Source organism: Acinetobacter sp. YH12040, from assembly GCF_013420005.1.
Taxonomy (GTDB): Bacteria; Pseudomonadota; Gammaproteobacteria; order Pseudomonadales; family Moraxellaceae; genus Acinetobacter; species Acinetobacter amyesii.
In genome coordinates this window covers 24,925-49,183 of record NZ_VOZB01000007.1, presented here as the reverse complement: position 1 = coordinate 49,183, position 24,259 = coordinate 24,925, and the positions used below count along the sequence as shown (strand labels likewise).

General features: G+C 39.9%; 21 protein-coding genes. 11 read left to right on the top strand and 10 right to left on the bottom strand.

Translation table 11 applies throughout. From position 1 onward, the window contains the following. Nucleotides 1-24 precede the first annotated feature (24 nt). The 3 genes from FTT99_RS09560 to FTT99_RS09550 all read right to left on the bottom strand — a co-directional run bounded on the left by FTT99_RS09560 (nucleotide 25) and on the right by FTT99_RS09550 (nucleotide 5,475). Nucleotides 25-1,305 (bottom strand): aspartate kinase, encoded by a 1,281-nt coding sequence (locus FTT99_RS09560; RefSeq protein ID WP_078194395.1) that lies wholly within the window; start codon nucleotides 1,303-1,305, stop codon nucleotides 25-27. 346 nt (nucleotides 1,306-1,651) lie between these two features. Further along, the gene (alaS, locus tag FTT99_RS09555; RefSeq protein WP_180131443.1) at nucleotides 1,652-4,345 is read right to left on the bottom strand and encodes an alanine--tRNA ligase; all 2,694 of its coding nucleotides are present in this window, start codon (nucleotides 4,343-4,345) and stop codon (nucleotides 1,652-1,654) included. A 314-nt stretch (nucleotides 4,346-4,659) separates the two neighbouring features. Continuing rightward, a complete protein-coding gene (locus FTT99_RS09550) occupies nucleotides 4,660-5,475 on the bottom strand; it encodes a hypothetical protein (RefSeq protein ID WP_180161417.1) in 816 nt (271 codons plus the stop codon). Nucleotides 5,476-5,650: 175 nt separating this feature from the next. Here FTT99_RS09550 and FTT99_RS09545 point away from each other — a divergent pair, with 175 nt between their 5' ends. Next, nucleotides 5,651-6,679, top strand: coding sequence for a type I glyceraldehyde-3-phosphate dehydrogenase (locus FTT99_RS09545; protein WP_180131437.1), 1,029 nt, complete (start codon nucleotides 5,651-5,653; stop codon nucleotides 6,677-6,679). A gap of 198 nt (nucleotides 6,680-6,877) precedes the next feature. Further along, the gene (locus tag FTT99_RS09540; RefSeq protein WP_078189224.1) at nucleotides 6,878-7,180 is read left to right on the top strand and encodes a hypothetical protein; all 303 of its coding nucleotides are present in this window, start codon (nucleotides 6,878-6,880) and stop codon (nucleotides 7,178-7,180) included. Between the two features lie 163 nt (nucleotides 7,181-7,343). On the opposite strand, the gene FTT99_RS09535 is transcribed toward FTT99_RS09540, so the two are convergent. Beyond that, the gene (locus FTT99_RS09535; RefSeq protein ID WP_180128765.1) at nucleotides 7,344-7,643 is read right to left on the bottom strand and encodes an AzlD family protein; all 300 of its coding nucleotides are present in this window, start codon (nucleotides 7,641-7,643) and stop codon (nucleotides 7,344-7,346) included. Next, entirely contained in the window at nucleotides 7,640-8,386 is a 747-nt protein-coding gene (locus FTT99_RS09530; protein ID WP_180131456.1) for an AzlC family ABC transporter permease, read from the bottom strand. The genes FTT99_RS09535 and FTT99_RS09530 overlap by 4 nt, the downstream gene beginning before the upstream one ends. 142 nt (nucleotides 8,387-8,528) lie before the next feature. Here FTT99_RS09530 and FTT99_RS09525 point away from each other — a divergent pair, with 142 nt between their 5' ends. From FTT99_RS09525 to FTT99_RS09500, 6 genes are all read left to right on the top strand, one after another. Next, a complete protein-coding gene (locus FTT99_RS09525) occupies nucleotides 8,529-8,984 on the top strand; it encodes an Lrp/AsnC family transcriptional regulator (RefSeq protein WP_078194390.1) in 456 nt (151 codons plus the stop codon). Between the two features lie 320 nt (nucleotides 8,985-9,304). Continuing rightward, the gene (locus FTT99_RS09520; protein WP_180131434.1) at nucleotides 9,305-10,471 is read left to right on the top strand and encodes an ATP phosphoribosyltransferase regulatory subunit; all 1,167 of its coding nucleotides are present in this window, start codon (nucleotides 9,305-9,307) and stop codon (nucleotides 10,469-10,471) included. A 66-nt stretch (nucleotides 10,472-10,537) separates the two neighbouring features. Next, nucleotides 10,538-11,857, top strand: a complete 1,320-nt coding sequence (locus FTT99_RS09515; RefSeq protein ID WP_078189071.1) for an adenylosuccinate synthase — start codon at nucleotides 10,538-10,540, stop codon at nucleotides 11,855-11,857. A 560-nt stretch (nucleotides 11,858-12,417) separates the two neighbouring features. Then, a complete protein-coding gene (locus FTT99_RS09510) occupies nucleotides 12,418-13,221 on the top strand; it encodes a M48 family metallopeptidase (protein WP_078194387.1) in 804 nt (267 codons plus the stop codon). Nucleotides 13,222-13,318: 97 nt separating this feature from the next. Then, on the top strand, nucleotides 13,319-13,627 hold the full coding sequence (locus tag FTT99_RS09505; protein WP_180113969.1) for a hypothetical protein: 309 nt from the start codon (nucleotides 13,319-13,321) through the stop codon (nucleotides 13,625-13,627). A 112-nt stretch (nucleotides 13,628-13,739) separates the two neighbouring features. Next, complete coding sequence (locus FTT99_RS09500) at nucleotides 13,740-14,519, top strand: M48 family metallopeptidase (RefSeq protein WP_078194384.1); 780 nt, start codon at nucleotides 13,740-13,742, stop codon at nucleotides 14,517-14,519. 155 nt (nucleotides 14,520-14,674) lie between these two features. On the opposite strand, the gene FTT99_RS09495 is transcribed toward FTT99_RS09500, so the two are convergent. The 3 genes from FTT99_RS09495 to FTT99_RS09485 form a co-directional block, all read right to left on the bottom strand. After that, the gene (locus tag FTT99_RS09495; protein WP_078194383.1) at nucleotides 14,675-15,157 is read right to left on the bottom strand and encodes a peptidylprolyl isomerase; all 483 of its coding nucleotides are present in this window, start codon (nucleotides 15,155-15,157) and stop codon (nucleotides 14,675-14,677) included. A 136-nt stretch (nucleotides 15,158-15,293) separates the two neighbouring features. Continuing rightward, nucleotides 15,294-16,595, bottom strand: coding sequence for an NAD(P)/FAD-dependent oxidoreductase (locus tag FTT99_RS09490; RefSeq protein ID WP_180131431.1), 1,302 nt, complete (start codon nucleotides 16,593-16,595; stop codon nucleotides 15,294-15,296). Nucleotides 16,596-16,699: 104 nt separating this feature from the next. Beyond that, nucleotides 16,700-18,013: a D-alanyl-D-alanine carboxypeptidase PBP6B gene (locus tag FTT99_RS09485; RefSeq protein ID WP_180161415.1), complete on the bottom strand. Its 1,314-nt coding sequence runs from the start codon at nucleotides 18,011-18,013 to the stop codon at nucleotides 16,700-16,702. 180 nt (nucleotides 18,014-18,193) lie between these two features. Here FTT99_RS09485 and FTT99_RS09480 point away from each other — a divergent pair, with 180 nt between their 5' ends. Then, the gene (locus tag FTT99_RS09480) at nucleotides 18,194-19,897 is read left to right on the top strand and encodes a M61 family metallopeptidase (RefSeq protein ID WP_180131426.1); all 1,704 of its coding nucleotides are present in this window, start codon (nucleotides 18,194-18,196) and stop codon (nucleotides 19,895-19,897) included. A gap of 185 nt (nucleotides 19,898-20,082) precedes the next feature. Here FTT99_RS09480 and FTT99_RS09475 read toward each other — a convergent pair whose 3' ends face one another. After that, nucleotides 20,083-21,111 carry an ELM1/GtrOC1 family putative glycosyltransferase gene (locus tag FTT99_RS09475; RefSeq protein WP_180131423.1) on the bottom strand — a complete coding sequence of 343 codons (1,029 nt, stop codon included), beginning with the start codon at nucleotides 21,109-21,111 and terminating at the stop codon, nucleotides 20,083-20,085. Nucleotides 21,112-21,252: 141 nt separating this feature from the next. Continuing rightward, nucleotides 21,253-22,041, bottom strand: a complete 789-nt coding sequence (locus FTT99_RS09470) for an rRNA large subunit pseudouridine synthase E (protein WP_078194376.1) — start codon at nucleotides 22,039-22,041, stop codon at nucleotides 21,253-21,255. 188 nt (nucleotides 22,042-22,229) lie between these two features. On the opposite strand from FTT99_RS09470, the gene icd reads away from it, so the two are divergent. After that, nucleotides 22,230-23,483, top strand: a complete 1,254-nt coding sequence (icd, locus tag FTT99_RS09465; RefSeq protein WP_180161413.1) for an NADP-dependent isocitrate dehydrogenase — start codon at nucleotides 22,230-22,232, stop codon at nucleotides 23,481-23,483. A gap of 418 nt (nucleotides 23,484-23,901) precedes the next feature. Further along, entirely contained in the window at nucleotides 23,902-24,066 is a 165-nt protein-coding gene (locus tag FTT99_RS09460; RefSeq protein WP_180131418.1) for a hypothetical protein, read from the top strand. The last annotated feature ends 193 nt before the right edge of the window (nucleotides 24,067-24,259 follow it).

The following is a 24,259-nucleotide window of genomic DNA, read 5'->3' as shown; positions in this document are numbered from 1 at the left end:
AATTTTGACACACAGCAAGGTTAATTAAGCACGTGCGCTTGATTCACCTGTTTCACGGTCTAGACCGAATGCCGTGTGTAGAGCACGTACAGCAAGCTCTAAGTATTTCTCATCGATGATCACTGAAATTTTGATTTCAGAAGTCGAAATCATCAAAATGTTAATGCCTTCTTTTGCAAGAGCAGTAAACATTTTGCTTGCAACACCTGCGTGTGAGCGCATACCAACACCAACAATTGATACTTTTACGATGTCTGCGCGAGTTGCAACTTCACGTGCACCAATTTCTTGTGCAGTCGCTTCAAGAATAGCTTTCGCTTTTGATAATTCACTACGGTTAACTGTAAATGTGAAATCAGTTGTGCCGTCTTCTTCAACGTTTTGGATAATCATATCCACTTCAACATTGGCATCACCAATTGGTGAAAGGATGTTTGAAGCGATACCTGGTTTATCCGGTACACCAAGAATAGTTAATTTAGCTTCATCACGGTTGAACGCGATACCTGAGATGATTGGTTGTTCCATGTTGTCTTCCGCTTCAGTGGTGATTAGTGTCCCGACGTTTTGTTTAAAGTTTTCGTCGAATGCGCCATCATCGTCATTATCAAAACTTGATAATACGCGTAAAGGCACTTGGTATTTACCGGCAAATTCTACAGAACGAATTTGAAGGACTTTAGAGCCAAGTGATGCCATTTCAAGCATTTCTTCAAAAGAAATACGATCAACTTTTTTCGCTTTTGGAGCGACACGAGGGTCAGTGGTGTAAACACCATCAACGTCTGTGTAAATCTGACACTCATCAGCTTTAAGTGCGGCGGCCAATGCAACACCCGAAGTGTCAGAACCACCACGACCTAGAGTCGTAGTGTTACCTTCGGCATCAAAGCCTTGGAAACCTGCCACTACAATGACACGTCCAGCGTCAAGGTTTGAAGTCAATACATCCGTATCAATCGCTTCAATACGCGCCTTGGTAAATGCGCTGTCGGTTTTAATACCGACTTGACGGCCTGTAAGTGATTTAGCTTCAACACCAATAGAGTTAAGTGCCATTGCTAACATAGAAATCGTTACCTGTTCACCCGTAGACACCATTTGGTCTAATTCGCGTGGATCAGGGGTTTCGGTAATGGCTTTCGCTAAAGCAAGTAGACGATTGGTTTCGCCACTCATTGCAGATACAACAACCACAACTTTGTGACCGTGATCATGCCAACGCTTTACACGACGAGCAACATTTAAAATGCGCTCTGGAGTACCCATTGAGGTACCGCCATATTTTTGAACGATTAATGCCATAACTATCCTTACCAAGTAAATAAGTCTAAAGACTTAAAGCACTTACACATATTTTAAGACCGCACTTCAGCGCGATTTTAATATACCACGTAGCTCATGAACTCCAAGGTAGGAGGAGTTCAAATAGATACTTTGTGTCTGCAGGGGATTCACATGAACCCAGCCTTTTAGACTCCATTTTCATCATTTAGCCAGAGGTTGAATATTGGTTTCAACATGATGATTGAGTTTGCGCTTTCACGCATCAACAATGTTTAAGCAGGATCCAGCATTAAAAAACACACTGCTTAAACCTGTTGATTTGCTCAAAGGAGGTGAGTCACTTTGAGCTATAGGACTTTTGGTCTTATTTTGCAGCTAACCATGCAACGAGGTCAGTCATTACCGCTTCAAGTTTGTCGCTATAAGGCGCACCACCTTGAGCCATATCAGGTTTACCACCACCTTTACCGCCAAGTTCTTGACCAAGGTGTTTGATGATGTCACCTGCTTTTACAGCAGCAGTGTATTCTTTAGCAACCGAAGCAATGAGGCTCACTTTGTCGGCATCAACCGCTGCGATCACGATCACAGCATTGTCTAACTTAGATTTCACACCGTCGTGCAAGTTGCGAAGTGATTTCGCATCTACACCTTGAACCGTGGTGATTAATGTTTTGCGGCCAGCAATCTCTTGAACTTGACTCAATAACTCAGCGGCTTGGAAGCTCGCTAGTTTTTGGTTTAATTGCTCAATTTGCTTTTGCAAGCTAGATGCTGTGTGAGATAAAGCTTCAACTTTTTCTAAAGTTTGATCTTTTTGCGCTTTCAGCAAGTCGTTAATTGCATGAATGTCACGATCAGCTTTTTGCGCAGCTTCAACTGCCTTAGTACCAGTAACGGCTTCAATACGACGTACGCCTGCAGCAACACCACCTTCAGAAGTGATCTTGAATAGGCCGATGTCACCTGTACGTTTTACGTGAATACCGCCACAAAGTTCGATAGAGAAGTTTTTCTCATCTTTGGTTGTACCCATTGAAAGTACACGTACTTCGTCACCGTATTTCTCACCGAACAACATCATTGCGCCTTTTTCTTTAGCCGCATCGATATCTAAAAGTTCAGTTGAAACAGCAGTATTGGCAATCACTTCGGCATTGACAATGCGTTCAATTTCTTGAAGCTGTTCAAATGAAACAGGTTGGTCATTGGCAAAGTCAAAACGTAAAAGTTCGCTTGCAACCAATGAACCTTTTTGCTGTACGTGCGTACCTAAAACTTGGCGAAGTGCTGCATGTAATAGGTGAGTTGCAGAGTGGTTGCGTGAAGTTGCTTCACGGATATCCGCTTTAACAATAGCCTCAACTGCTTGAGCTGCTTTTAAGTTACCCATGGTCACGATGCCTTGGTGTACAAAAGCGCCGCCTGATTTTTTGGTGTCTTGAACTTCAAAAATACCAGTTTCGTTTTTGAAGATACCTGTATCGCCAACTTGACCGCCACTTTCTGCATAGAAAGGTGTTTGGTTGAGAACGATCAGCGCTTCGTCACCTTCAAAAACTTCATCAACTTGTTCGCCGTCTTTGTAGATTGCAACAATTTGACCTTGGCCTTGAGTTGCGTCATAGCCGTCAAATTGAGTCTCGCCTTCAACTTTCACAATTGAATTGTAGTCGACAGCAAATTTACCTGCATCACGCGCACGTTGACGCTGAGCGGCCATTTCAACTTCGAAACCAGCTTCGTCAATGGTTAAATCACGTTCACGTGCAATGTCTGCTGTAAGGTCAGTTGGGAAGCCGTAAGTATCGTAAAGTTTAAATACAGTTTCACCTGGAATCACTGAACCTTTAAGTTGAGCCAATTCACCTTCAAGCAATTTCAAACCTTGCTCTAAAGTTTTTGCAAATTGTTCTTCTTCTTTTAAAAGCTGAGCTTCGATACGTGCTTGCTGTGCAGCAAGTTCAGGATAAGCAGCACCCATCACGTCGATCAGCGGCTGCAACATTTTGTGGAAGAATGAACCAGTCGCACCTAATTTATTACCATGACGAACTGCACGGCGAATAATGCGGCGAAGTACATAGCCACGGCCTTCGTTAGACGGGTTAACACCGTCTGCAATCAAGAAGCAGCAAGAACGTGCATGGTCAGCCACAACTTTAAGTGAAGCAGGGTATTCAACTGGTTTGTTTTCTGCTTGCGCTTTTGCTTCAAGTTCAGTGGTATCTAAACCAATGATTTCAGCAGCAGCTTTGAGTAGGTTTTGGAATAGGTCGATTTCGTAGTTTGAGTTTACATGCTGTAAAACTGCAGAAATACGCTCAAGGCCCATACCTGTATCTACAGAAGGTGCAGGAAGGGCATGCAGCACACCATCAGCAGTACGGTTGAACTGCATGAATACGTTGTTCCAAATTTCGATGAAACGATCGCCATCTTCTTCAGGAGTGCCCGGTAAGCCGCCCCAAATGTGGTCACCATGGTCAAAGAAGATTTCAGAACATGGACCGCAAGGACCTGTATCGCCCATTGCCCAGAAGTTATCTGAAGCGTATTTTTCGCCTTTGTTGTCACCGATACGGATAATGCGTGAAGCGTCTAGACCAATTTCTTTGTTCCAGATATCAAATGCTTCGTCATCTGTATGGTAAACAGTGGCATATAGTTTATCTTTTGGCAGACCTAACCATTTTTCGTTGGTTAAGAAATCCCAAGCAAATGTGATGGCATCACGTTTGAAGTAGTCACCAAATGAGAAGTTACCCAACATTTCAAAGAACGTGTGGTGACGTGCTGTATAACCAACGTTGTCTAGGTCGTTGTGTTTACCGCCGGCACGGACACATTTTTGTGAAGATGTAGCACGAACGTAGTCACGTTTTTCAAGACCAAGGAAGCAGTCTTTAAACTGGTTCATACCAGCATTTGTGAACAATAGTGTTGGGTCGTTGGCAGGTACCAGAGAACTCGACGCGACACGTGTATGCCCTTGCGATTCAAAGTAGCTTAAAAAAGCTTCGCGAATTTCAGCTGATGTCATAAAACGAGTACTCACAACCAAGTCTCTCCTAATTTCGATTTGGTAATAGCCTATCAAGCAAGTCTTACAAAATTTTAAAGCTGGCTTGAGATGCTGACATAAAATTTAAAAACGCTAAATTATAACGGAAAAAGGTGTAGCGACCAATGATTTTCAATGAACTATATGACTTTTTATATAATTCATTTGAATTGATTCATTTTCATTATGGTTGTGAAAATTTTGGCAGTTTTTACTCAATGGTACTTTGGTTTATTTATAAATTTAAGATGAAATTTTACTTAAATCCTAAACGCATTTTCAAATTTTAAAGGCGTGAATTAATCAGCTTATAAGTCAGGATCTGTCTTTTTTATGTGTTGAATGGGGTATTCCTTGCCATTAAATTTGAGCTGATAACGACCTTGGTCATGTTCAGCGGACGCTTTGCAGTTTTTGTGATTGTAATGGCTGCTAATGCTCGACTCTTTGATTAAGAAAATAGGGAAGCCCTTATGGGTTTGATTGCTGATGTGTAAGGTGCGCTTCAATTCTTCAGTATTCCAGTCATCACAAGCACTTTGTGTACTGCTGTTGTAGTTGGTCATTAGTCCATTTAAGACAGCTAAAATTTTTGAATCAGTTTGAATGGCATAAAGGTAAAGCAATCGTCTTGATGAATGAATACCGCCTATGTGCGATTGTTTTAAAGCAATACCCACCAAGTCCTGATCTTTTGCATAGGGAGTGAGATCAAATTGAACATTATCTAAACGTGTCGTAGGCACAATGCCTTTAGGTGACTTAAATACTTTTAGTACTTGAAATGTGCCTTTATCTATAAGATAAAGCTTTAGATCATAATTGCCCGCATTGTCCTGAATCACGTCAGTCGCATTACTAGAAAGGGCTAATAATCGACGACTATGCTGAAGTTGAATGCAGTCCTGAAATACAGGTTCATTGGCATTGGAGGAATTATTGTCTGAGAATAGGCGTTGTAATTTTTGTATCTCCGCTGATGAACAGTGTTGATATATTTGCGCTGTAGTCTCGGTTGAACCTAATAAAAATATCAAAAATATTGAGATGGAAGCGTAAAAGAGCTTTGTAGGTTTAAGCTTTTGCCAGAACAAATAAAATGGTTGTAGTGTTTGCTTCATCATTGTGATTTATAGTCTATAGAATATTTTTCTTCATTATAAAGTCGAAAAGCTATTTTGAATATTTTCACTCAACACCCATTTTAATAAGTATTAAGAGAATTAATGATTACGAATTATTGTTGAAATCCTTTAATATATAAGCGCTTTATAACTGTTTCAAAATGAAGGGTAAGTCATGCAGCGAGTGGCAATTAATGGATTTGGTCGAATCGGACGCAATGTATTACGCGCTTGGTTTGAAAATCCAAAAGAATTTCATTATGAAATTGTTGCCATAAATGATGTCGCTGATGTGGAAACCATGGTGCATTTGTTTAAATATGACACCACGCATGGTCGTTTTGCAGGCCAAGTCGAAATTCTTGAGCAAGATGGCGCTATTTTTCTAGATATCTCTTGTGCTCAAGCGCATCTCAAAGTGCAAGTTTTAAATGAAGCACAGCCGAATCTTTTGCCTTGGCAGCAACTGAATGTCGATGTGGTACTCGAATGCACAGGTTTATTTAGATCGCGAGAGGCAGCCACACAACATATTGGTGCCGGTGCCAAACGTGTGATTATTGGTGCGGCGCCGTTTGACAGTGTTGATGCTGCGATTGTGTATGGTGTTAATCATCATGAAGTCAAAGCGACGGATCAAATTATTTCGAGTGTGTCGTGTACCACGCAGGCTTTGGTGCCTTTAGTCAAAATTATTGATGATGCCTTTGGTATAGACACAGCACTCATGACAGAAATTCATGCTGTGACTGCGGATCAGTCTGTATTGGATCATGCACATCGTGACTTACGTCGTGCGCGAGCTTCGGGTCAAAATATTATTCCAACGACGTCTTCAGCTCTAGGGGCATTGAAACGGGTGATGCCGAAAATGGAAGATCGAATCGATGGCTATTCGATACGTGTACCGACGATCAATGTCGCTGCAATCGATTTAAGTTTTTTGTCCCAATCGCTTATCACCAAGCATGAGTTAAATGCAGTGTTAAGCAAAGCTGCACGTTTTGATTATCATGAAATTATGTCAGTAACCGATGAACCTTTGGTATCAAGTGATTTTAATCATTCACCTTATTCATTGATTGTCGATTTGAATCAAACCATGGTGGTAGGAAAACAAGCAAAAGTTTTCGCATGGTATGACAATGAATGGGGTTATGCGAACCGCTTGCTCGATTTATGTGAAAGTTTTCATTCTCTATAAAAATTCAAACATATCCAATGTAAAAACATCTACTAGCCTGTAGGTGTTTTTTATTTTCTAAAATTAGATGAAAAATCATGCTTAATGACCTACATATGGCTCGAAAATATTGAAAAACTTTAAAAAATATTCAAGCACAGCCAATTTATTGTTTAAGATGAAAGTCAAAGAAATATATAAAGAGTATTGAGCATGATGTTGATGTTACTTTGGGGATTTATTTTATTATTGGCGCTGGCGGTTATATTTTTAATTTGGCTACAGTTTAATCGTGACGTATCGCAATCTACCGCGCATGAAACCTTGCCACTTGAAGAAAAAGTGGTGCATTTAGAAGCCAACCTGAAAAAGACCTTGGAAATTATGCAAGATCTTGCAAAGAAAATGCATATCCAGCAAGAAGTATTAGATCAAACCACTCACAAATTACAGCAAGTTGAATTGCAAAATGCAGAGTTGGTGAACCTTTTGGCAAAAGTGGTTAAGACTGATCAAAGCTAATCAAAAAAATACAAAAGACTGCCCACACCTCGATATCTGCATGAAGCATGTGATCTCAAGGTATGGGTATTTTTTATCCAATAAGATGATTCCTAATATTCATCATCATTGGGTTTAAATCGTAGTTCTTTCGTTATTCAAAACATGATCGCGTATTACTTAGTTAAATCAAAATTTGTCTTAATACTGCTGCTGAAAGCATGCTAATCACAACGGTAGGCAATAACGAAAAACGTGATGCTGCAAATAGCGTAATGGCCATCGCGATTAAATCAGCAGGATGATCTTTGACAAAATAGGGCGCAATCACTGAGATCAATACACAGCCGGGAACAACTTCCATAATTTGACGTTGTTTGTTGGTGAGGCTACGGTTTTTCAGTAACATATAACCCAAGATGCGGGTCAGGTAAGTGGTTAAGGCTATAAATAGAATCGCGATCACGGTGCTAGTGTGGATCATGCATCATCTCCAATTAGGAAAAATGCAGAAGCAATGCCAGTAACTGCGCCAATCGGAACATACCAGCCCGCAGGGAGATACAAGTAAGCCAAAGATGCGGCAATCAAACTGACCAGCCATGGACGCGCCGCTTTAAAGCCTTTCCACATGCCACGCAGTAAAACAAGAAATACAGCAGGGAAGGCCATATCAAAACCAAGTCGACTAATATCGCCAAGTATCGGCCCGATCATTGCCCCTAGCATGGTAAAGCCAACCCACATCAAATATAGAGCACAGCATAAGCCTGCATAGAACATCAAACTAAAGGCGCGCTGAATTCCCAAAACATTAGATTTTTTTTGCGCATCAGCCAAACCCACAGCCCAACTTTCATCGCACATAAAAAATAAAGCGGTATAAACCTTACGATTCGGTAGATGTCGTAAATACGGGACAAGGCTCGCCCCCATTAATAGGTGCCGACTATTCACTAAAAACGTAATAAACATCAGCATGAGAATATTAGGGGGATTGGTCCAAACTTCCAAAATGGCAAATTCAGAACCACCGGCAAAGTTAAGGCCAGTCAAAAGCGGAACTTCTAAACTAGAAAAGCCTTTATGTGTTGCCTGAGCACCCAAAACTAATGCAAAAGGAATAATGCCCAGCAGCATTGGAATAGATGTTTTTAGACCTCGTTTAAACTCAATAGAATGCTCTGAATGGGTATGATTGAGTGTACTTTGTCTAAACATCACCATGACGTTTTCCATGAAGCGAGATCGAAAGCAATATTTTATGGATATCTGAGCAGAATTTGGCAGCTATTTTATGGAAGATTGCTTTTATTGTGCAATAAAATTGCTAAAATAAAGATTATTGTGAAATTTAGTGCCTTTATTGATGGATCAGATAGATAAACGCATTTTGCAAGCATTACAGCAAAATGGAAAACTACAAAATAATGAATTGGCCCAACTAGTTGGTTTATCACCTTCGCCGTGTTTGAGACGGGTTAGGCAACTAGAAGATGAAGGCTATATTGAGAAATATGTGGCTTTACTGAATCAGTCAAAATTGAATTTAAGTTTAACGGTATTTGCGCGGATTTGGCTAAAAGGTCAAGATGCAAAAACCGTGAATGATTTTGTCGCAGCGATTCAAACGATGCCTGAGGTGGTTGAATGTCAACTCATGGCAGGGGATTGTGACTTTTTCTTACGTATCGTCGTGGCAGATTTAGAAGCCTATCGAAAGTTTCAGATTCATCATTTAACGCAGATTGCCAGTGTGCAAAATGTAAAAACAGAGATACCGTTACAGGCCGTTAAACAAACTACAGCGCTTCCATTGGATTGATGTTCGTGTCTTAAATTAAGTTATTGAGCCTGATCATATTTATAACTTTGTTTAAAACTTCATCTATAGAAAGTAGGACGCTTATTATTTTTTATCAAATGGTTAAAAAATAACGTTCACAGGATTTTAAAATATAAGCATAAACATATATTTAGTTGTAAAAGTTAAAGCTGTAGATGAAGTAATGAATGCTGAATCATCTTTTATGAAAAAGTCGTGTGCAAGCGTAAAACTATCGTGCTAAACTAGGAGAAATCGGGTGTGCTCCCGATTTTTTTATGCGGATTTGTTCCGCGCTGACAAGAATTTAGGTTTACAACATGCCCATTTCAGAGACATGGTTATTACCTGATGGTGTAGCTGATGTACTGCCAGAACAGGCGCAAGTGATTGAATCTTTGCGTCGTGAAGCATTAGATTTCCTCGCATCTCGAGGTTATCAGTTGGTGTACACGCCATTCATTGAATACATCGAATCTCTATCTTCTCTTTCAGAATCGAATCAAGATTTAGACTTAGCCACTTTTAAAGTGATCGACCAACTTTCAGGTCGTTTGCTTGGTGTGCGTGCCGATATGACACCACAAGTGGCTCGTATTGATGCGCATGTACATCCTGTCGAAGGTGTAGCTCGTTATTGCTACGCTGGTACAGTACTACATACTAAGCCACAGGGTTTTAATACCACACGTGCACCTTTACAGTTAGGTGCAGAATTATTTGGTTCAGACAGCATTGATGCTGACGTTGAATTGATTGATGTCATGATCAACTTGCTTGCTAAAGCAGGTCATGCAGATGGTATCCATCTTGATTTAGGGCATGTCGGTTTATTCCGCAGCATGGTGAAACAAGCTGGCTTGAGCAAAGCGGTTGAACGTCAGTTATCTGACTTGTATCAACGTAAAGCTTTACCTGAACTTGCTGAATTCACACAAAGCATTCCAAATGGTGATGACTTCTATACATTAGGTCGTTTTGCAAGTGATTTAGATGCGTTACAAGCAAATTTAAGTGCTGAAGTTTTAAATAACGAAGCATTTAAACTTGCATTTGATGCAGTGAAATCGACTCAAGCGGCAATCCAAACTCGTTGGCCAGACTTACACATTGGTATCGATGTGGTTGAACTTCGTTCATATCATTATCACACTGGTTTAATGTATGCCGTATATGCACCAAACCGTGCTGCGCCATTGGCTCAAGGCGGTCGCTATGACGGTATTGGTGAACACTTCGGTCGCGCGCGTCCAGCGACAGGTTTTTCTTGTGACCTATATGCATTAACTGCAGGTCAAGTTCAGAAAAGCCAAGTTTTGGTTGCACCAAAAGGCATCGAAGCAGATTTATTAAAGGCAATTGAGGCAGCACGTACCGAAGGATTCAGTGTGGTTCAATTGTTAGGTAATGATGATTTAAGCTCAGCACCGTATGCAACGCACCAGTTGGTGAATGCAAATGGCGAGTGGACAATCAAACAAATTTAATCGCGGATGTGCCTGCGGGCACACACGTTTTTTCCAATTTTAACAGCATGATGCAATGAGGCTATTATGGGCAAGAATGTTGTGGTACTTGGTACCCAATGGGGCGACGAAGGTAAAGGTAAGATCGTCGACCTGCTCACAGATCAAGCGGCTGCGGTAGTTCGCTATCAAGGTGGACACAACGCAGGTCATACACTTGTGGTTGGTGGTAAGAAAACTGTATTACACCTCATTCCATCTGGTATTTTACGTGACAACGTATTGTGCTTAATTGGTAATGGTGTTGTTTTATCACCTGAAGCTTTAATCCACGAAATGGAAGTTTTAGAAAAAGAAGGCGTGCCTGTACGTGAACGTCTACGTATTTCTCCAAACTGCCCATTGATCCTTCCACACCATATCGCCCTTGACCAAGCACGTGAGAAAAAACGTGGCAATGCGAAAATTGGTACTACAGGTCGTGGTATCGGTCCTGCATACGAAGACAAAGTGGCTCGTCGTGCAATCCGTGTTGCTGACTTGGTTCGTGGTGGTGCTCATCTTAAAGCTCAACTAGAAGAGCTTCTTGAATACCATAACTTCCAATTGACTCAATTCTTCGGTGTTGAAGCCGTTAAAGTTGAAGATGTAATCGCTCTATGTGACGAATGGCGTAAAGTCATCGAACCTATGGTGATGGACGTGACTGGCGAACTTCATGCTTACCGTAAAGCAGGTAAGAAAATCATGTTTGAAGGCGCGCAAGGTTCACTTCTTGACGTTGACCACGGTACATATCCGTATGTTACATCTTCAAATACAACTGCTGGTGGCGTAAGCTCAGGTTCAGGTCTTGGTCCATTACACCTTGACTATGTATTGGGTATTACTAAAGCGTACACAACTCGTGTAGGTGCTGGTCCGTTCCCAACTGAACTTGTTTATGATGCTGCTAACGATGTTGGTGATGCAATCGGTAAACACTTGGGTACAGTGGGTTCTGAATTTGGGGCGTCTACAGGCCGTCAACGTCGCTGTGGTTGGTTCGATGCTGAAATTCTACGTCGTTCAGTAGAAGTAAACTCACTTTCTGGTATTTGCTTAACTAAATTAGACGTTCTAGATGGTTTAGAAGAAGTGAAAATCTGTGTAGGTTACGAAGCAGCTGATTCTGGTTGTGTAGGTTCTTCTGATGCGCTTGCATTTGAAACTTTAAAACCAATCTACGAAACTATGCCTGGTTGGTCTGAATCTACTTTCGGTGCGAAATCACTAGATCAATTGCCACAAAATGCAATTAACTACGTGAAACGTTTAGAGCAATTGATTGAATGTCCAATCGACATCATTTCAACTGGTCCAGACCGTGATGAAACAATCGTATTACGTCATCCATTCGACGCATAATGTGCTGTTGAATTAAGATGTAAAAGCCTCGCGAAAGCGGGGCTTTTTTTATATAGCGAAGAACATAACTTCAAAAAATGGCATGTATTATAAACTGATAGTACTCAGTAACATCCGAAGTGCCATTTGATTCAAATAAAAGAATGATACGCGATAATTCATCCGCAAGTGTTTGAGACAGGACTACTTTTAATTAAAAATGTTTTTGCAATACTGTAAATATTTTGACACTAGTGAACGAGTTTTGTCGGTGAGGTGCATTGCACCGCAAGAAGGTTCCCTTGCGAAGCACGCTTATCATTTTGCAGAATGAGAAACAATGTTTCGTAAGAGTACCTCCAGCCGAAGGCTAATCCCTGTATTTAAACCCAAGATGTAAGACTGCGTTGAATATACTTAAAAGTATTTAAAAAATGTGAAATTATTTTTACGGGGTAACATCAGATATTAAATTTAAATAATGGAAAAATAAAGATTTTGAAAAAAATAAGCATAAAAATATTGAGTCAGTCAATTTTTTGTATATATTTGACACTCTTTATAAATAACTAGAGATCATGATGAATTATAAAAAATCTTTGGCATGCTTTGCCGTAGCAGCTTCTTTATCAGGTTGTACCACGATTGCTGATCTTGCAGGTGCTGATTCTGCATCTTTGAACTTACAGGCAACACAGTCTTATAACGCAATGCTGAAAGACGCACAGACCAAACAAGTGCTCGATACCAAATCTGCGACTTATCAAAAAGTAAACCGTGTTTTCTGGAAAATGAAACCATTTGCAGATCAGATGAATCAAACGGGTCAGGCTTTTGATTGGAAAGTTGCCGTTATTAAATCTAAAGAAATCAATGCCTATGTTGCACCCGGCGGGAAAGTTGTTTTCTATACAGGAATCGTCGAAACCCTCAAACTGACGGATGATGAAGTCGCAGCAATCATGGGTCACGAAATGGTTCATGCTTTAGAAGAACATGCAAAAAATAAAATTGGCGCTTCAGCACTGACCAATCTTGCAGTGAGTATAGGTTCACAATACGTAGGTAATGCAGCAGGTGGCTATGGTGCAACCTTGCTTGACTTGGGGAGTCAATTTGGTGTGGGCTTGCCGTATTCACGTAATTTGGAAAGTCGCGCGGATAAAGGTGGCCTAGTGATGATGGCAAAGGCTGGATACAATCCAGAAGCGGCGATTTCATTGTGGAAAAAAATGAATGCGAATGATAACAGTGGCAACGACGCACTGAGCAAATTTATGTCTACACACCCAAGCAATAATGACCGTATTGCTGCTATGCAAAAAATGATGCCGGAAGCGCAGCAATATTATAAAAATGCGACACCATCGAGTGTACGTCGTTAATATCTGCGGTTTTCAAGACTAAAGTTGCATTTTAGTACGCTATACACATTGTGTTGAGTTGCTAAAATGCAATTTGAATTAGGAAGAGAAGTGCAGGATGCAAAAGAATATTTCGACCACCATTTTTTATTCTTTATTATTTGCGATGGGGGGAGCACCCACTATTGCTATGATGATCATTCGTGCCCAAACTCAAGATCCACAATTAATTTATCAAGCCCTGATTGGGTTGTCGGTGATTATTGCCTGTATTCTTGTGCCCATAGTTTTGATACAAAATGCTATCCTATTTTTTAAGCGAAAAAATGTGCAGTTAGAGGAAAAAATTAAGCCATTAATGCATGTGTATTTGGGCTTGAATGTGGTTTGTTTAATCTATTGGTTGGTTCTTCAATTTTCAGCTTAAAAAAATTACATAAATACTATTATAAGTCGCTATAACTTCGTTTTAAGCTCCAAACCATAAGAATATAATATCCATAAATTCACTTATATTTTAATGGTCTGGAGTATCCTTAATGAAAAAAATAATTCTAACGAGCCTGTGTATGGCCGGTGTAATGACGATTTCGGGCTGTGCGACAGTGGCAGATATGGCAGGAGCGGATACTGCTACATTGAACGCGCAAGCAACACAAAGTTATAACAAAATGGTGACAGATGCGCGTTCTAAAAATCAGCTCGATACCTCTTCGAGTACATATAAGCGCATTAATACTGTATTCCAAAAACTGCGTCCTTATGCAGACCAAATGAACCAAACGGGTCAAGCGTTCCAATGGCAATTGGCGGTTATGAAATCTGATCAAGTCAATGCCTTTGTAGCTCCAGGCGGTAAAGTTGTATTTTATACAGGTATCGTCAATAAACTGAATTTAACCGATGCAGAAATTGCAGCAGTTATGGGACATGAAATGGTCCATGCTCTTGAAGAACATGCAAAAAGTAAATTGGGTGCTCAAGCCTTAACGGATCTTGCGCTGAATATTGGTTTAAGTGCCGCAGGCAATAATGTCGGTCAATTGGGTACTGCGGCCGCGCAGTTGGGTAGTCAAATTGGTATAGGTCTGCCTTATTCACGTTCTTTGGAAAGCCGTGCAGACCAAGGTGGCTTAATGTTAATGGCACGTGCAGGTTATAACCCACAAGCGGCGATTACGCTTTGGGAAAAAATGAACAAGCTTGAAGGTGCGGGAGGTTCATCATTCCTGTCTACGCATCCATCAAACTCACAACGTATTGAAGCGATGCGTAAAAATCTACCTGCAGCGCAGCAGATTTATAACCAACGTCGTTAATTCATAAGAATTAATTATCCGTTTTAAAAAGCAGGCCGTGGCCTGCTTTTTTGTAATTAATAGTTTGAAAAGTTCTTATATGGCATACCTATATCAGGCGCAATAAAAAAGGCAAAGTAAAAACTTTGCCTTCTTGCACTAGAGATTGGAAGATCTTAGTGGTGGTGACCGCCTGCACCGTGTACGTGACCGTGTTCAAGTTCTTCAGCAGAAGCCTCACGGATTTCAACGATTTCAACTTCGAAAGTTAAATCTTGACCAGCAAGTGGAAAGTTCGCATCAACAACAACGTTGTCGCCTTCAACCGCTTTAACTGTCACGATTTGAACGCCGTCATCAGTTTGAGCTTGGAATTGCATACCTGGTTGGATATTATCCACGCCTTGGAACATTTGAGCAGGAACTTCTTGAACGAGATCAGGGTTGTATTCGCCATAACCTTCGGCAGCAGGTACAGTTACAGTGAATTTTTCACCAACTGTTTTGCCTAAAAGAGCTTTTTCAAGACCTGGAATGATGTTACCAGCGCCGTGCAAATATGCTAGTGGCTCACCTTGAGATTGGTCGAGAGTTTCACCCTCTGCATTAGTCAATGTGTAGTGGAAAGAAACCACAGAGTTATTTGCAATAGCAGTCATGTTATTGATCCATTCAATTTTTTAAGGGTTACATCATAAAGTGAAATTGCACTTTTGTAGACTAAATTTATCAAAAAAATGCAATTTTTAAATGTTTATGATGATTTTTTCATTAATCGGGGCAAATCTGTAAATTTCAATGCAATTTAATTTTAGGCGCAATTTTTCGTGTAACAAAATCTTTAGCCGTTAATAGTCCTGCATGTGCATAGCCGTAAATTGTAGCTTGATGCAGTCGATAAAGTGAAACGTACATTGATTTGGCAACAAAGCCTTGAACATTAACCTGACCTAAAAGTTCACCTACTGCTTTATGTTTACTTAATGAGACTAAGGAACCTTTGTCTGAAAATACGAACATCGGGAGTTGCTGACCACGGATACGCGCCTTTAAGCAATCCACGAGAAATGACGCTTGTTGGCTAGCAACTTGAGCGCGTGGGCCGAGGACAGGCTCATCTGCACGCGGTTGGCAATGTGCACAATCACCAAACGCGAAAATATCTGGGTGTGCTTTGGTTTGTAGTGTTGCATACACACTTAAACGGCCCATCCGGTCTTTTTCAAAGCCTTCAAGTTTAGAAATTACTTCTGGTGTTTTAATGCCTGCCGCCCAAACTTTTAGTTCGGCTTTAATTTTGCTTCCATCATTAAAATAAACATGTTCAGCATCGACTTTTTCCACACGTTTAGAAGTTAAGACCTCAATTTTCATGCGTTGTAATTGCTGCTGTGCATGCTCGGCCATTTTTTCAGGGAGTGCAGGCAGAATCCGATCAGCACCTTCAATCAAATTGATCTGTACGCTTTGAGGATGAATTTTATTTAAACCATATTTATAAAAATTATGTTTGGCTTCAACCAATTCTGCTGAAAGTTCAACACCCGTTGCACCTGCGCCAATAATGGCAATTTTCAACTCACGTGCTGTATTACTATTTTGTGCATCCAAATACAACTGTAAGAGATCTTGTTGGAAGATTTCAGCTTGTTGCAGGCTGTCCAAATAGTGACAATGTTCATACACGCCCGGCGTGTTGAAATCGTTGGAAACTGAGCCTAAAGCAAGAACAAGGGTGTCATAACTCAGTTGCAGTTGTTCTTGAGTAGATTCATATTTACCTTGTTGGACTTTGCTAAGCTGAATGGTTTTTTCAGTAGGATAAACATTCTCAAACTTAGCCAAGACAAACTCATAATGATGCTTCGCAGCATGTGCATAGTAGTTAATTTCTTCTTCACTAACCGACATAGTCCCTGCGGCAATTTCATGTAAAAGGGGTTTCCAGACATGCGTGAGTTTCATGTCAACAAGGGTAATGCGTGCTTTCTTTTTTTTCCCGAGTAAATCACCGAGTTGAGTGACCAGTTCTAAACCACCGGCACCACCACCGACAATGACAATATGGTGTAACTTGGAGTCATCAGCGTTATTCATTGAATTACCTATTTTATTATTGTTGAAAAAAAAGAAGATGGCACGAGTATGCCATCTTCTTTTTTGCACGAATAACGAATTGTCTTACAAGTTACATAATCACATCATTGACCTAGAGGGTAGGTTTTAACTTCTGCTGAATCAGTATTAAACATGCTAAAAAGACCTTTGATCCACATCATGAAACGCTCAAAAATATTGGCTTCTTCAATTTGCACGTCATCTTCAATATCAAAGGTATTAATCAGTTGGTTATTTTGATAAACCGTAACGGTCGCTAATTTCATCACTTCAGCCAAAGGCGCAGTAAGTTCTTTTTCCTTCACTTCAACACTCAATTTAGTCTGCGTTTCATGAAGTGGTTCAATGGCTTGAATTTGACCATTGCCGGTATTTAAAAGAATACGTTGCTGCGTAGGGTCAAACGCTTTTAAATCGATGGCATAAGCTTGATCATAAAGTGAAGTAGTAATCAGCTTAGGTTGTTGAGTTTCTACCTTAAATATTTTCAAGGTTGATTTAACCACAGGTAATTCTGCAATTAATTGCTTATCTTTGATTGCAACTTCATTACGTGTATAGGTATAAGCCAAGTTCATGAGGTTGTGTGCTACTTCTGCACGTTTTAATCCACTTTTTGCCCCTAATACCACAACAATCAAACGACGTTCTGGCGCGTCAGGATTCGCGATCAAACGGTTGGCTGTTAAAGCTAAATTATAACCTGCAGCTTTAGTAAAACCTGTTTTTAAGCCATCAACGGTAGGATCTTGTTTGAGTAAAATATTAGTTGCATGGTGGAAACGGTGATTATAACTAAAACTTTGTTGTTTAGAATAATTCAAATAGTCAGGTGTTTCAGTCACCAGTGCTTGCCCTAAACGTGCAAGGTCAGCCGCCGATGAATAATGTTCTGGCATGGTAATACCGGCTGGATTTTGAAAATTGGTATCATTCATGCCCAGAGCTTTAGCTTCTTTGTTCATGCGTTCAATAAATTTTGGAATATCACCAGAAATGCGTTCAGCTAAAGTCACAGCGGCATCATTGGCAGACATGACCACAAGACCTGCCAAAAGCTGATCAACTGAAATTTGTTCACCAGCTTTGAGATACATTTGTGATTCATCCCATTGAACCACTTGTACAACTGGGGTTGCGGTTAGGATTTCATTTTTCTTTAAATGACCTGCTTTAATTTCCTTTAAAGCAATATAAGCCACCATCATTTTGGTAAGTGAAGCAGGGGCACGCTGAACATGGCTATTATGTTCTGCAATCACCTGACCCGACTGAGGGTCTAAAATGGTCCAAGCTTCAGCTTCAACAGTTTCAGGGACAATATTTAAAAGGGCAGCATTTGCTATCGTGGAGCATAGAAAACTAAGCAGCGCGATGAGGTAGATCACGTGTTTCAATGAGGTTCCTTAACCAACCATTCCGTTGGTGGTAAAACGAAAAAATTTTTAGGCATGCTATGCCTTTTTTTTTCTGCTGACTAGTCATAATTGTAGACAATTACGACAGTTCCGCATTCAGTTGTAAAAAATGTTAATCTAATTGATAAGTTATCTTTTACTAATTTTATATCGCCCATTATGTTGCATTATCAAATCGAATTTGACGATTATCGTCAGCATCTAGTCCATGTCACTGCACGTTTCTTGGCAAATCCAACACAGGTGCTTTCTTTACCAACTTGGATTCCCGGAAGTTACTTAATCCGAGAATTTTCGAAGCATATCGAAGCTGTTCGAGCTTATGATGAAGATGGGCGTTTGTTACAAATTGAGAAATTTGAAAAAAATAAATGGCGCTTATTCAATACAGATCATGAGTTGATCACGGTTGAATATGATGTATATGCCTTCGATTTGTCGGTCCGTGGTGCTTATGTTGATCAAAGCCGTTTATACGTCAATCCAGCTTGCGCATGTTTAGGTTTAGTTGACCAAGAACATACAGCCATTGAGGTTGAAGTTTTCTTGCCACCCGAGTTAAAGCATTTCCAACTTGCGACTGGATTAAAGTCAAAAAGTTTAGTGAAAGGTCGTTATACCTTATATGCAGATAACTATGCTCAGTTAATTGATGCACCGTTTGAACTGGCGGAGCAAACCCGTTTCAGTTTTGAAGCCAACGGCATTCCACACGAATTTGTGGTGTCGGGCAAACATGCTATGAACGCGCAGCGTATGCAGCAAGACATCGAAAAAATTTGTTCGACAGAAATTTCCATGTTTGGTTCAGCACCATTTAAAGACTATACCTTTATGACCATGGCAACGGCCAATAGCTATGGTGGTTTAGAGCATCCAAATAGTACAAGTTTAATTAGCCCGCGTGATGATTTACCAAAAGCCAATGAACCTGTAGAGCCTTCGGCAGATTATCAACGTTTCTTAGGGTTATGCAGCCATGAATATTTCCATTCATGGTTAGTAAAATTTATCCGTCCAGAAAACTTTGTGAATTATGATTTGAACAAAGAAGGCTACACTTCTTTGCTTTGGATTTTTGAAGGTTTTACATCGTATTATGATGATTTGATTTTACTGCGTAGCGGTGTGATTAATCAGGATTCTTATATCAAGCTTTTAAAAGCACAAATTGATCGCTATTTGCAAAATCCGGGTCGTGAAATTCAAACCGTTGCTGAATCAAGCTTTGATGCATGGGTGAAATTCTACCGTCAGGATGAAAACTCAAATAATGCAGGTACCAGTTACTACAACAAAGGCTGCCTCGTGGCGCTGTGTTTAGACCTTGGCTTACGCCTACGTGGTTCAAGTCTTGATGCCTTAATGCGCAAGCTATATGAAAACGCACAAAACGGCATTCAAGTGAATGAACGGACTATTTTCAATTTATGCAATGAATTGACGGGTGATGATTGGTTAGAACAAATCAATCATTTGATTAATACTACGGATGAATTGCCGTTAGACCAATTATTCCCTGAGTTTGGCCTAAGCTACACGCTTAAAAATGACAAATCATTGCCATTTGGTTTAAAGCTGGTCGATAAGCCTGAAGGTGTGTTGGTTCAGTCTGCTCGTCGTGATGGTGCAGCGGCAAAAGCTGGCTTGTCTGCAAATGATGTGATTATTGCAATTGATGGTTTAAAAGCGACGGTTAAATTGGCAGAAAAATATGCCAAGCAAGACGGAACTTATACCGTACTGGCATTTCGCCGCGATGAACTGATGAGCTTTGAAGTGAAAGCGGCAGGTTCAGAATTAACTGAAGTTGAACTTAAAGTGGAAGATCAGGCTAAAGCTGAGAAGTGGTTGAAGGCTTAATGCAAATCTAATTAACTTGTTAGATAAAACCCATACACTCGTATGGGTTTTATTGTTGAAATTCTAATTGATTAGTATCTTGTCGGCATTTATTCTTGCCCATAGTCATTAAAACATTCATGTACTGAACGTATTAAATTACTTTAAAAATTTGAGCTTTAATTTCTATCGAATAAAATTTTTAATTAATAGATAACAGCTTTTTTTGCATGGCATTTATAAAAACTCAGTTCTTGAGATTTTGCCCTCAAATCTTCTGCAAGTTGTTGAGTCACGATTTGTTCAATATGTTGAGCATTTAATTTTGGCTTGATATATGCAGCTTCAGTAATCTGCCCAATAGTTTTACGTTGTATTAATTCGAGATCTAAATAATTTTGAATAATTTCATCTTTTTCAGAATATTCACGACAAACTGAAATAACAATGCGACCGGTTTGGATTGATTCGGATAACATCGTTGCACTATCTTCAGTAACAAAAATATATTCACTTCGCTTTAACACATCGCAAATAGAAGTTTTAGAACAAGTATTCACAAGCTCAATATTTTTATCTTTTAACATTTGAATCACATGTTCTGATAACGCAGGTGTTCTACGAGAACATACGACTGACGCCTGAATTTGATGGTGATCTGCGAATTGAACAAATTGCTGAATCATCTCTTCAAAGTCTTGATGGGTAAAAGGGTACTCTTTTGTCGGTCCACCAATTAACAGGCATGCTTCATGATTCGACGGAATATGCGCTAAGCGAGTAATTTTAGAAGGTACAGCACCTGTAGGAATAATGATTTGTCTACCAGAATGATCTTCTGGAATCGTCGTAATAGTCCAATCAATAAGTCGCCAATTAAATTTACGTGTACCGCCTGCATAAATAAGTGGGATATTGAAACGTTGAGATAAATAAGCGGCATAAATTAAATTAGGCATACCTGAACAGACGATAACGTCGATATGCTCTAAATTTCTTGGTAAGAATTTAAAGTATAAACGCCCGAGCGTGCGAAACAAATTCGGGAAATTAGACAGTTTCTTAAAAACGCTCACTGTACGCTTAGGTAAAGTAGGAATTGCAAACTGCTCAGATTGTAGAAAAAAGCGCTTCTCAATCATTTCACTTACAGCGAGAGCAGGATTTAAATGTCCAATTCGGTTGTCATGAATAATTAATACTTTGCTTCTATTGTGTGTAGATGTGCTGCTCATTTTTGAAGTTCAAATAATCAACGTTTATATTGTTATAACTTATTATAGTGTCGAAATATGAAAATAATCTTAAATAATTGTTAGGTTTATAAAAAAATGTAAAGGCCTACGTAGATTGTAGGCCATTTTTGAAGCTTTTTATCAACGTCCGTTACGACCGCGGCCACGAGGGGCTTTAGTATTCGGACGAGTTGTGCCATTGGTACGGCGTTTGGGTTTTTCGCTCTCATCCATTTGCCAGATACGTTTTGTACCTGACTTTTTCACTGAGCCATCTTTATTCTTACGAACCATTGGCTTACCACCTGTACCGCCTGGTTTTTTCACATAAGAGCGCGAACGGTAAGGTTCTTCTGCAGGTACATTTTGAAAGTCAGGGTACAGTAAAGGCTCAATTTCTTTGGTTTCACCTGGTTCTAAACCCAATTGAACTAAATCGATGGCACCAATACGTGTACGAATTAAACGTAAAGTCGGGAAACCTACTGCTGAAGTCATACGACGAACTTGACGGTTACGGCCTTCGCAAATTTGGATTTCAACCCAAGAGGTTGGAATGTTTGCACGGAAACGTACAGGAGGATCACGATCCCATAACCATTCTGGCTGTTGCACTTTAATGGCCTTGGCTGGCAAAGTCATACCATCTTTCAACTCAACGCCTTTACGTAATTGTTCAAGCGCTTCTTCTGTAATGTCACCATCGACTTGCACTAAGTAGGTTTTGAACTTTTTATTTTCAGGGTTGGTAATGTACTGATTTAAACCACCATGATCAGTTAAAAATACCAAACCTTCAGAGTCCATATCTAAACGACCTGCAATACGTAGACTAGGATCGTCCACGAAGTCAGATATGGTCATATGCGCTTCGTCTTTACGGAATTGGGAGAGCACGTCATATGGCTTGTTTAAGATGACGATTTTCATAGGAAATAACTTCTATTAATACAATAATTTAAATTGGTTAAGATTTATTCAATAGGGAAATGCAGCTATTTCCCATCTAAATCTCAAAAAAGGTAGATTTGCTTTAGAGTATTATGCGTGAAGCGCAATTAAAAGTCTTATCAAACAGCAATTATTTTTTCACTCGCTTCTCAGGGAGGATCATAAAAATGGGTTATCAGAAGATCGTCGTTCCAGTGGATGGGACAAAAATTACCGTAAATTCAGACTTATCATTCAATGTTCCCAATAATCCAATTATTCCATTTATTGAAGGCGATGGTATTGGTGTTGATATCACTCCAGTGATGAAAACCGTGATGAATGCCGCAGTACAAAAAGCTTATGGTGGAAAACGTGCCATAGAATGGATGGAAGTCTATTGTGGTGAAAAAGCCAATAAAATTTATGGCACCTATATGCCCGAAGAAACCTTTGAGGCTTTACGCGAATTTGTGGTTTCAATTAAAGGGCCGTTAACGACGCCTGTAGGTGGTGGCATTCGTTCGCTAAATGTTGCACTACGTCAAGAATTAGATCTCTACGTCTGTGTGCGCCCAGTACGTTGGTTTAAGGGCGTTCCTTCACCTGTTCAGCATCCTGAACGTACAGACATGGTGATCTTCCGAGAGAACTCAGAAGATATTTACGCAGGGATCGAATGGAAAGCAGATTCGCCTGAAGCCAAGAAAATGATCAAATTTCTTAAAGAGGAAATGGGTGTTACTAAGATTCGTTTTGAGGAAAATTGCGGTATCGGTATTAAGCCTGTATCTAAAGAAGGTTCTCAGCGTTTGGTTCGGAAAGCTATTCAATTCGCCATTGATAATGATAAGCCGAATGTCACCTTGGTGCATAAAGGTAATATCATGAAATATACCGAAGGAGCGTTTAAAGAGTGGGGCTATGAAGTCGCACTTGAGCGCTTTGGTGGTGAATTGCTAGATGGTGGTCCTTGGGTCAAAATAAAAAATCCGAAAACTGGCAAAGAGATCGTGATTAAAGATGTGATCGCGGACGCTTTTTTACAGCAGATTCTCATGCGTCCGACCGATTATTCAGTTATTGCTACCCTGAATTTAAACGGTGACTATATTTCGGATGCCTTGGCGGCTGAAGTTGGCGGTATTGGTATTGCACCGGGTGCCAATATTGGTGGCGCTGTGCAAGTATATGAAGCGACACATGGCACAGCGCCTAAATATGCGGGTCAAGATAAAGTAAACCCAGGTTCTATTATTCTGTCTGCAGAAATGATGCTGCGAAATATGGGCTGGACAGAAGCTGCAGATCTAATTATTAAAGGTATTGCAGGGGCGATTGAAGCCAAAACAGTGACCTATGATTTTGAAAGACTTATGAAAGGTGCAAAACTCTTGCGTTGTTCGGAGTTTGGACAAGTCATCATTGAGCATATGGACTAACTTTATTTGCTAATCTAGGTGTAAAAAAGCTAGATGTATAAAAAGGCTAGGTAAAAAGGACTGAATGATTCAGTCTTTTTTATGGGGAATAATTAAAAACACAGAATCATAGCTTATCAATACCATTCAAAAAACAGCAATCAAAAGATGACTTCACGCAATCAATCAGATGGTCTGGCATGCTTGTCATGTTACTAAAAGTTTAAAACCACACTATTCGAGTGAACTTAGGTAATGCAGAAAATAGAGGGAGATTGATTTCAAAATAATTATTCGCCTGAGATATTACAATGACGTAATTCGAAACATTTATCGGGTTGGATCCTTAAAAATTAGCGGTACATTGGTTGTTGTCCTTTAGTAGAAGTACACCTAGCAGCAGTACATTGCGATATTTGTGATGAAAAGGAGAAATGAAATGTCTCGTAAACAGCATCAACAAAACCAACAATCTGATCACCAACAGCAGCAAAATGATCAGCAACAGCAACAGCAACAGCAACAGCAACAGCAACAGCAACAAGACCAAAAGAAACAGAAACAACAGCCGCATCAACGAAATCAGCGTCAACAACATCGTTAATAGGCGAAATACTTTGTGAATCAAAGTTCATTTGGCTGAATGGTTGTTAATTGATCGAAATTTAAGTTTTATACGTAGACGAGAAGGAGATGAATTTGTCTAAGAAAACCAAATCACTTAAAAAGGAAATTAAAGCGAGGTTGAACAAAATTTCAAAGCATAATTCTGCTTTGAAAAAGTTAAAGAAAAAGCT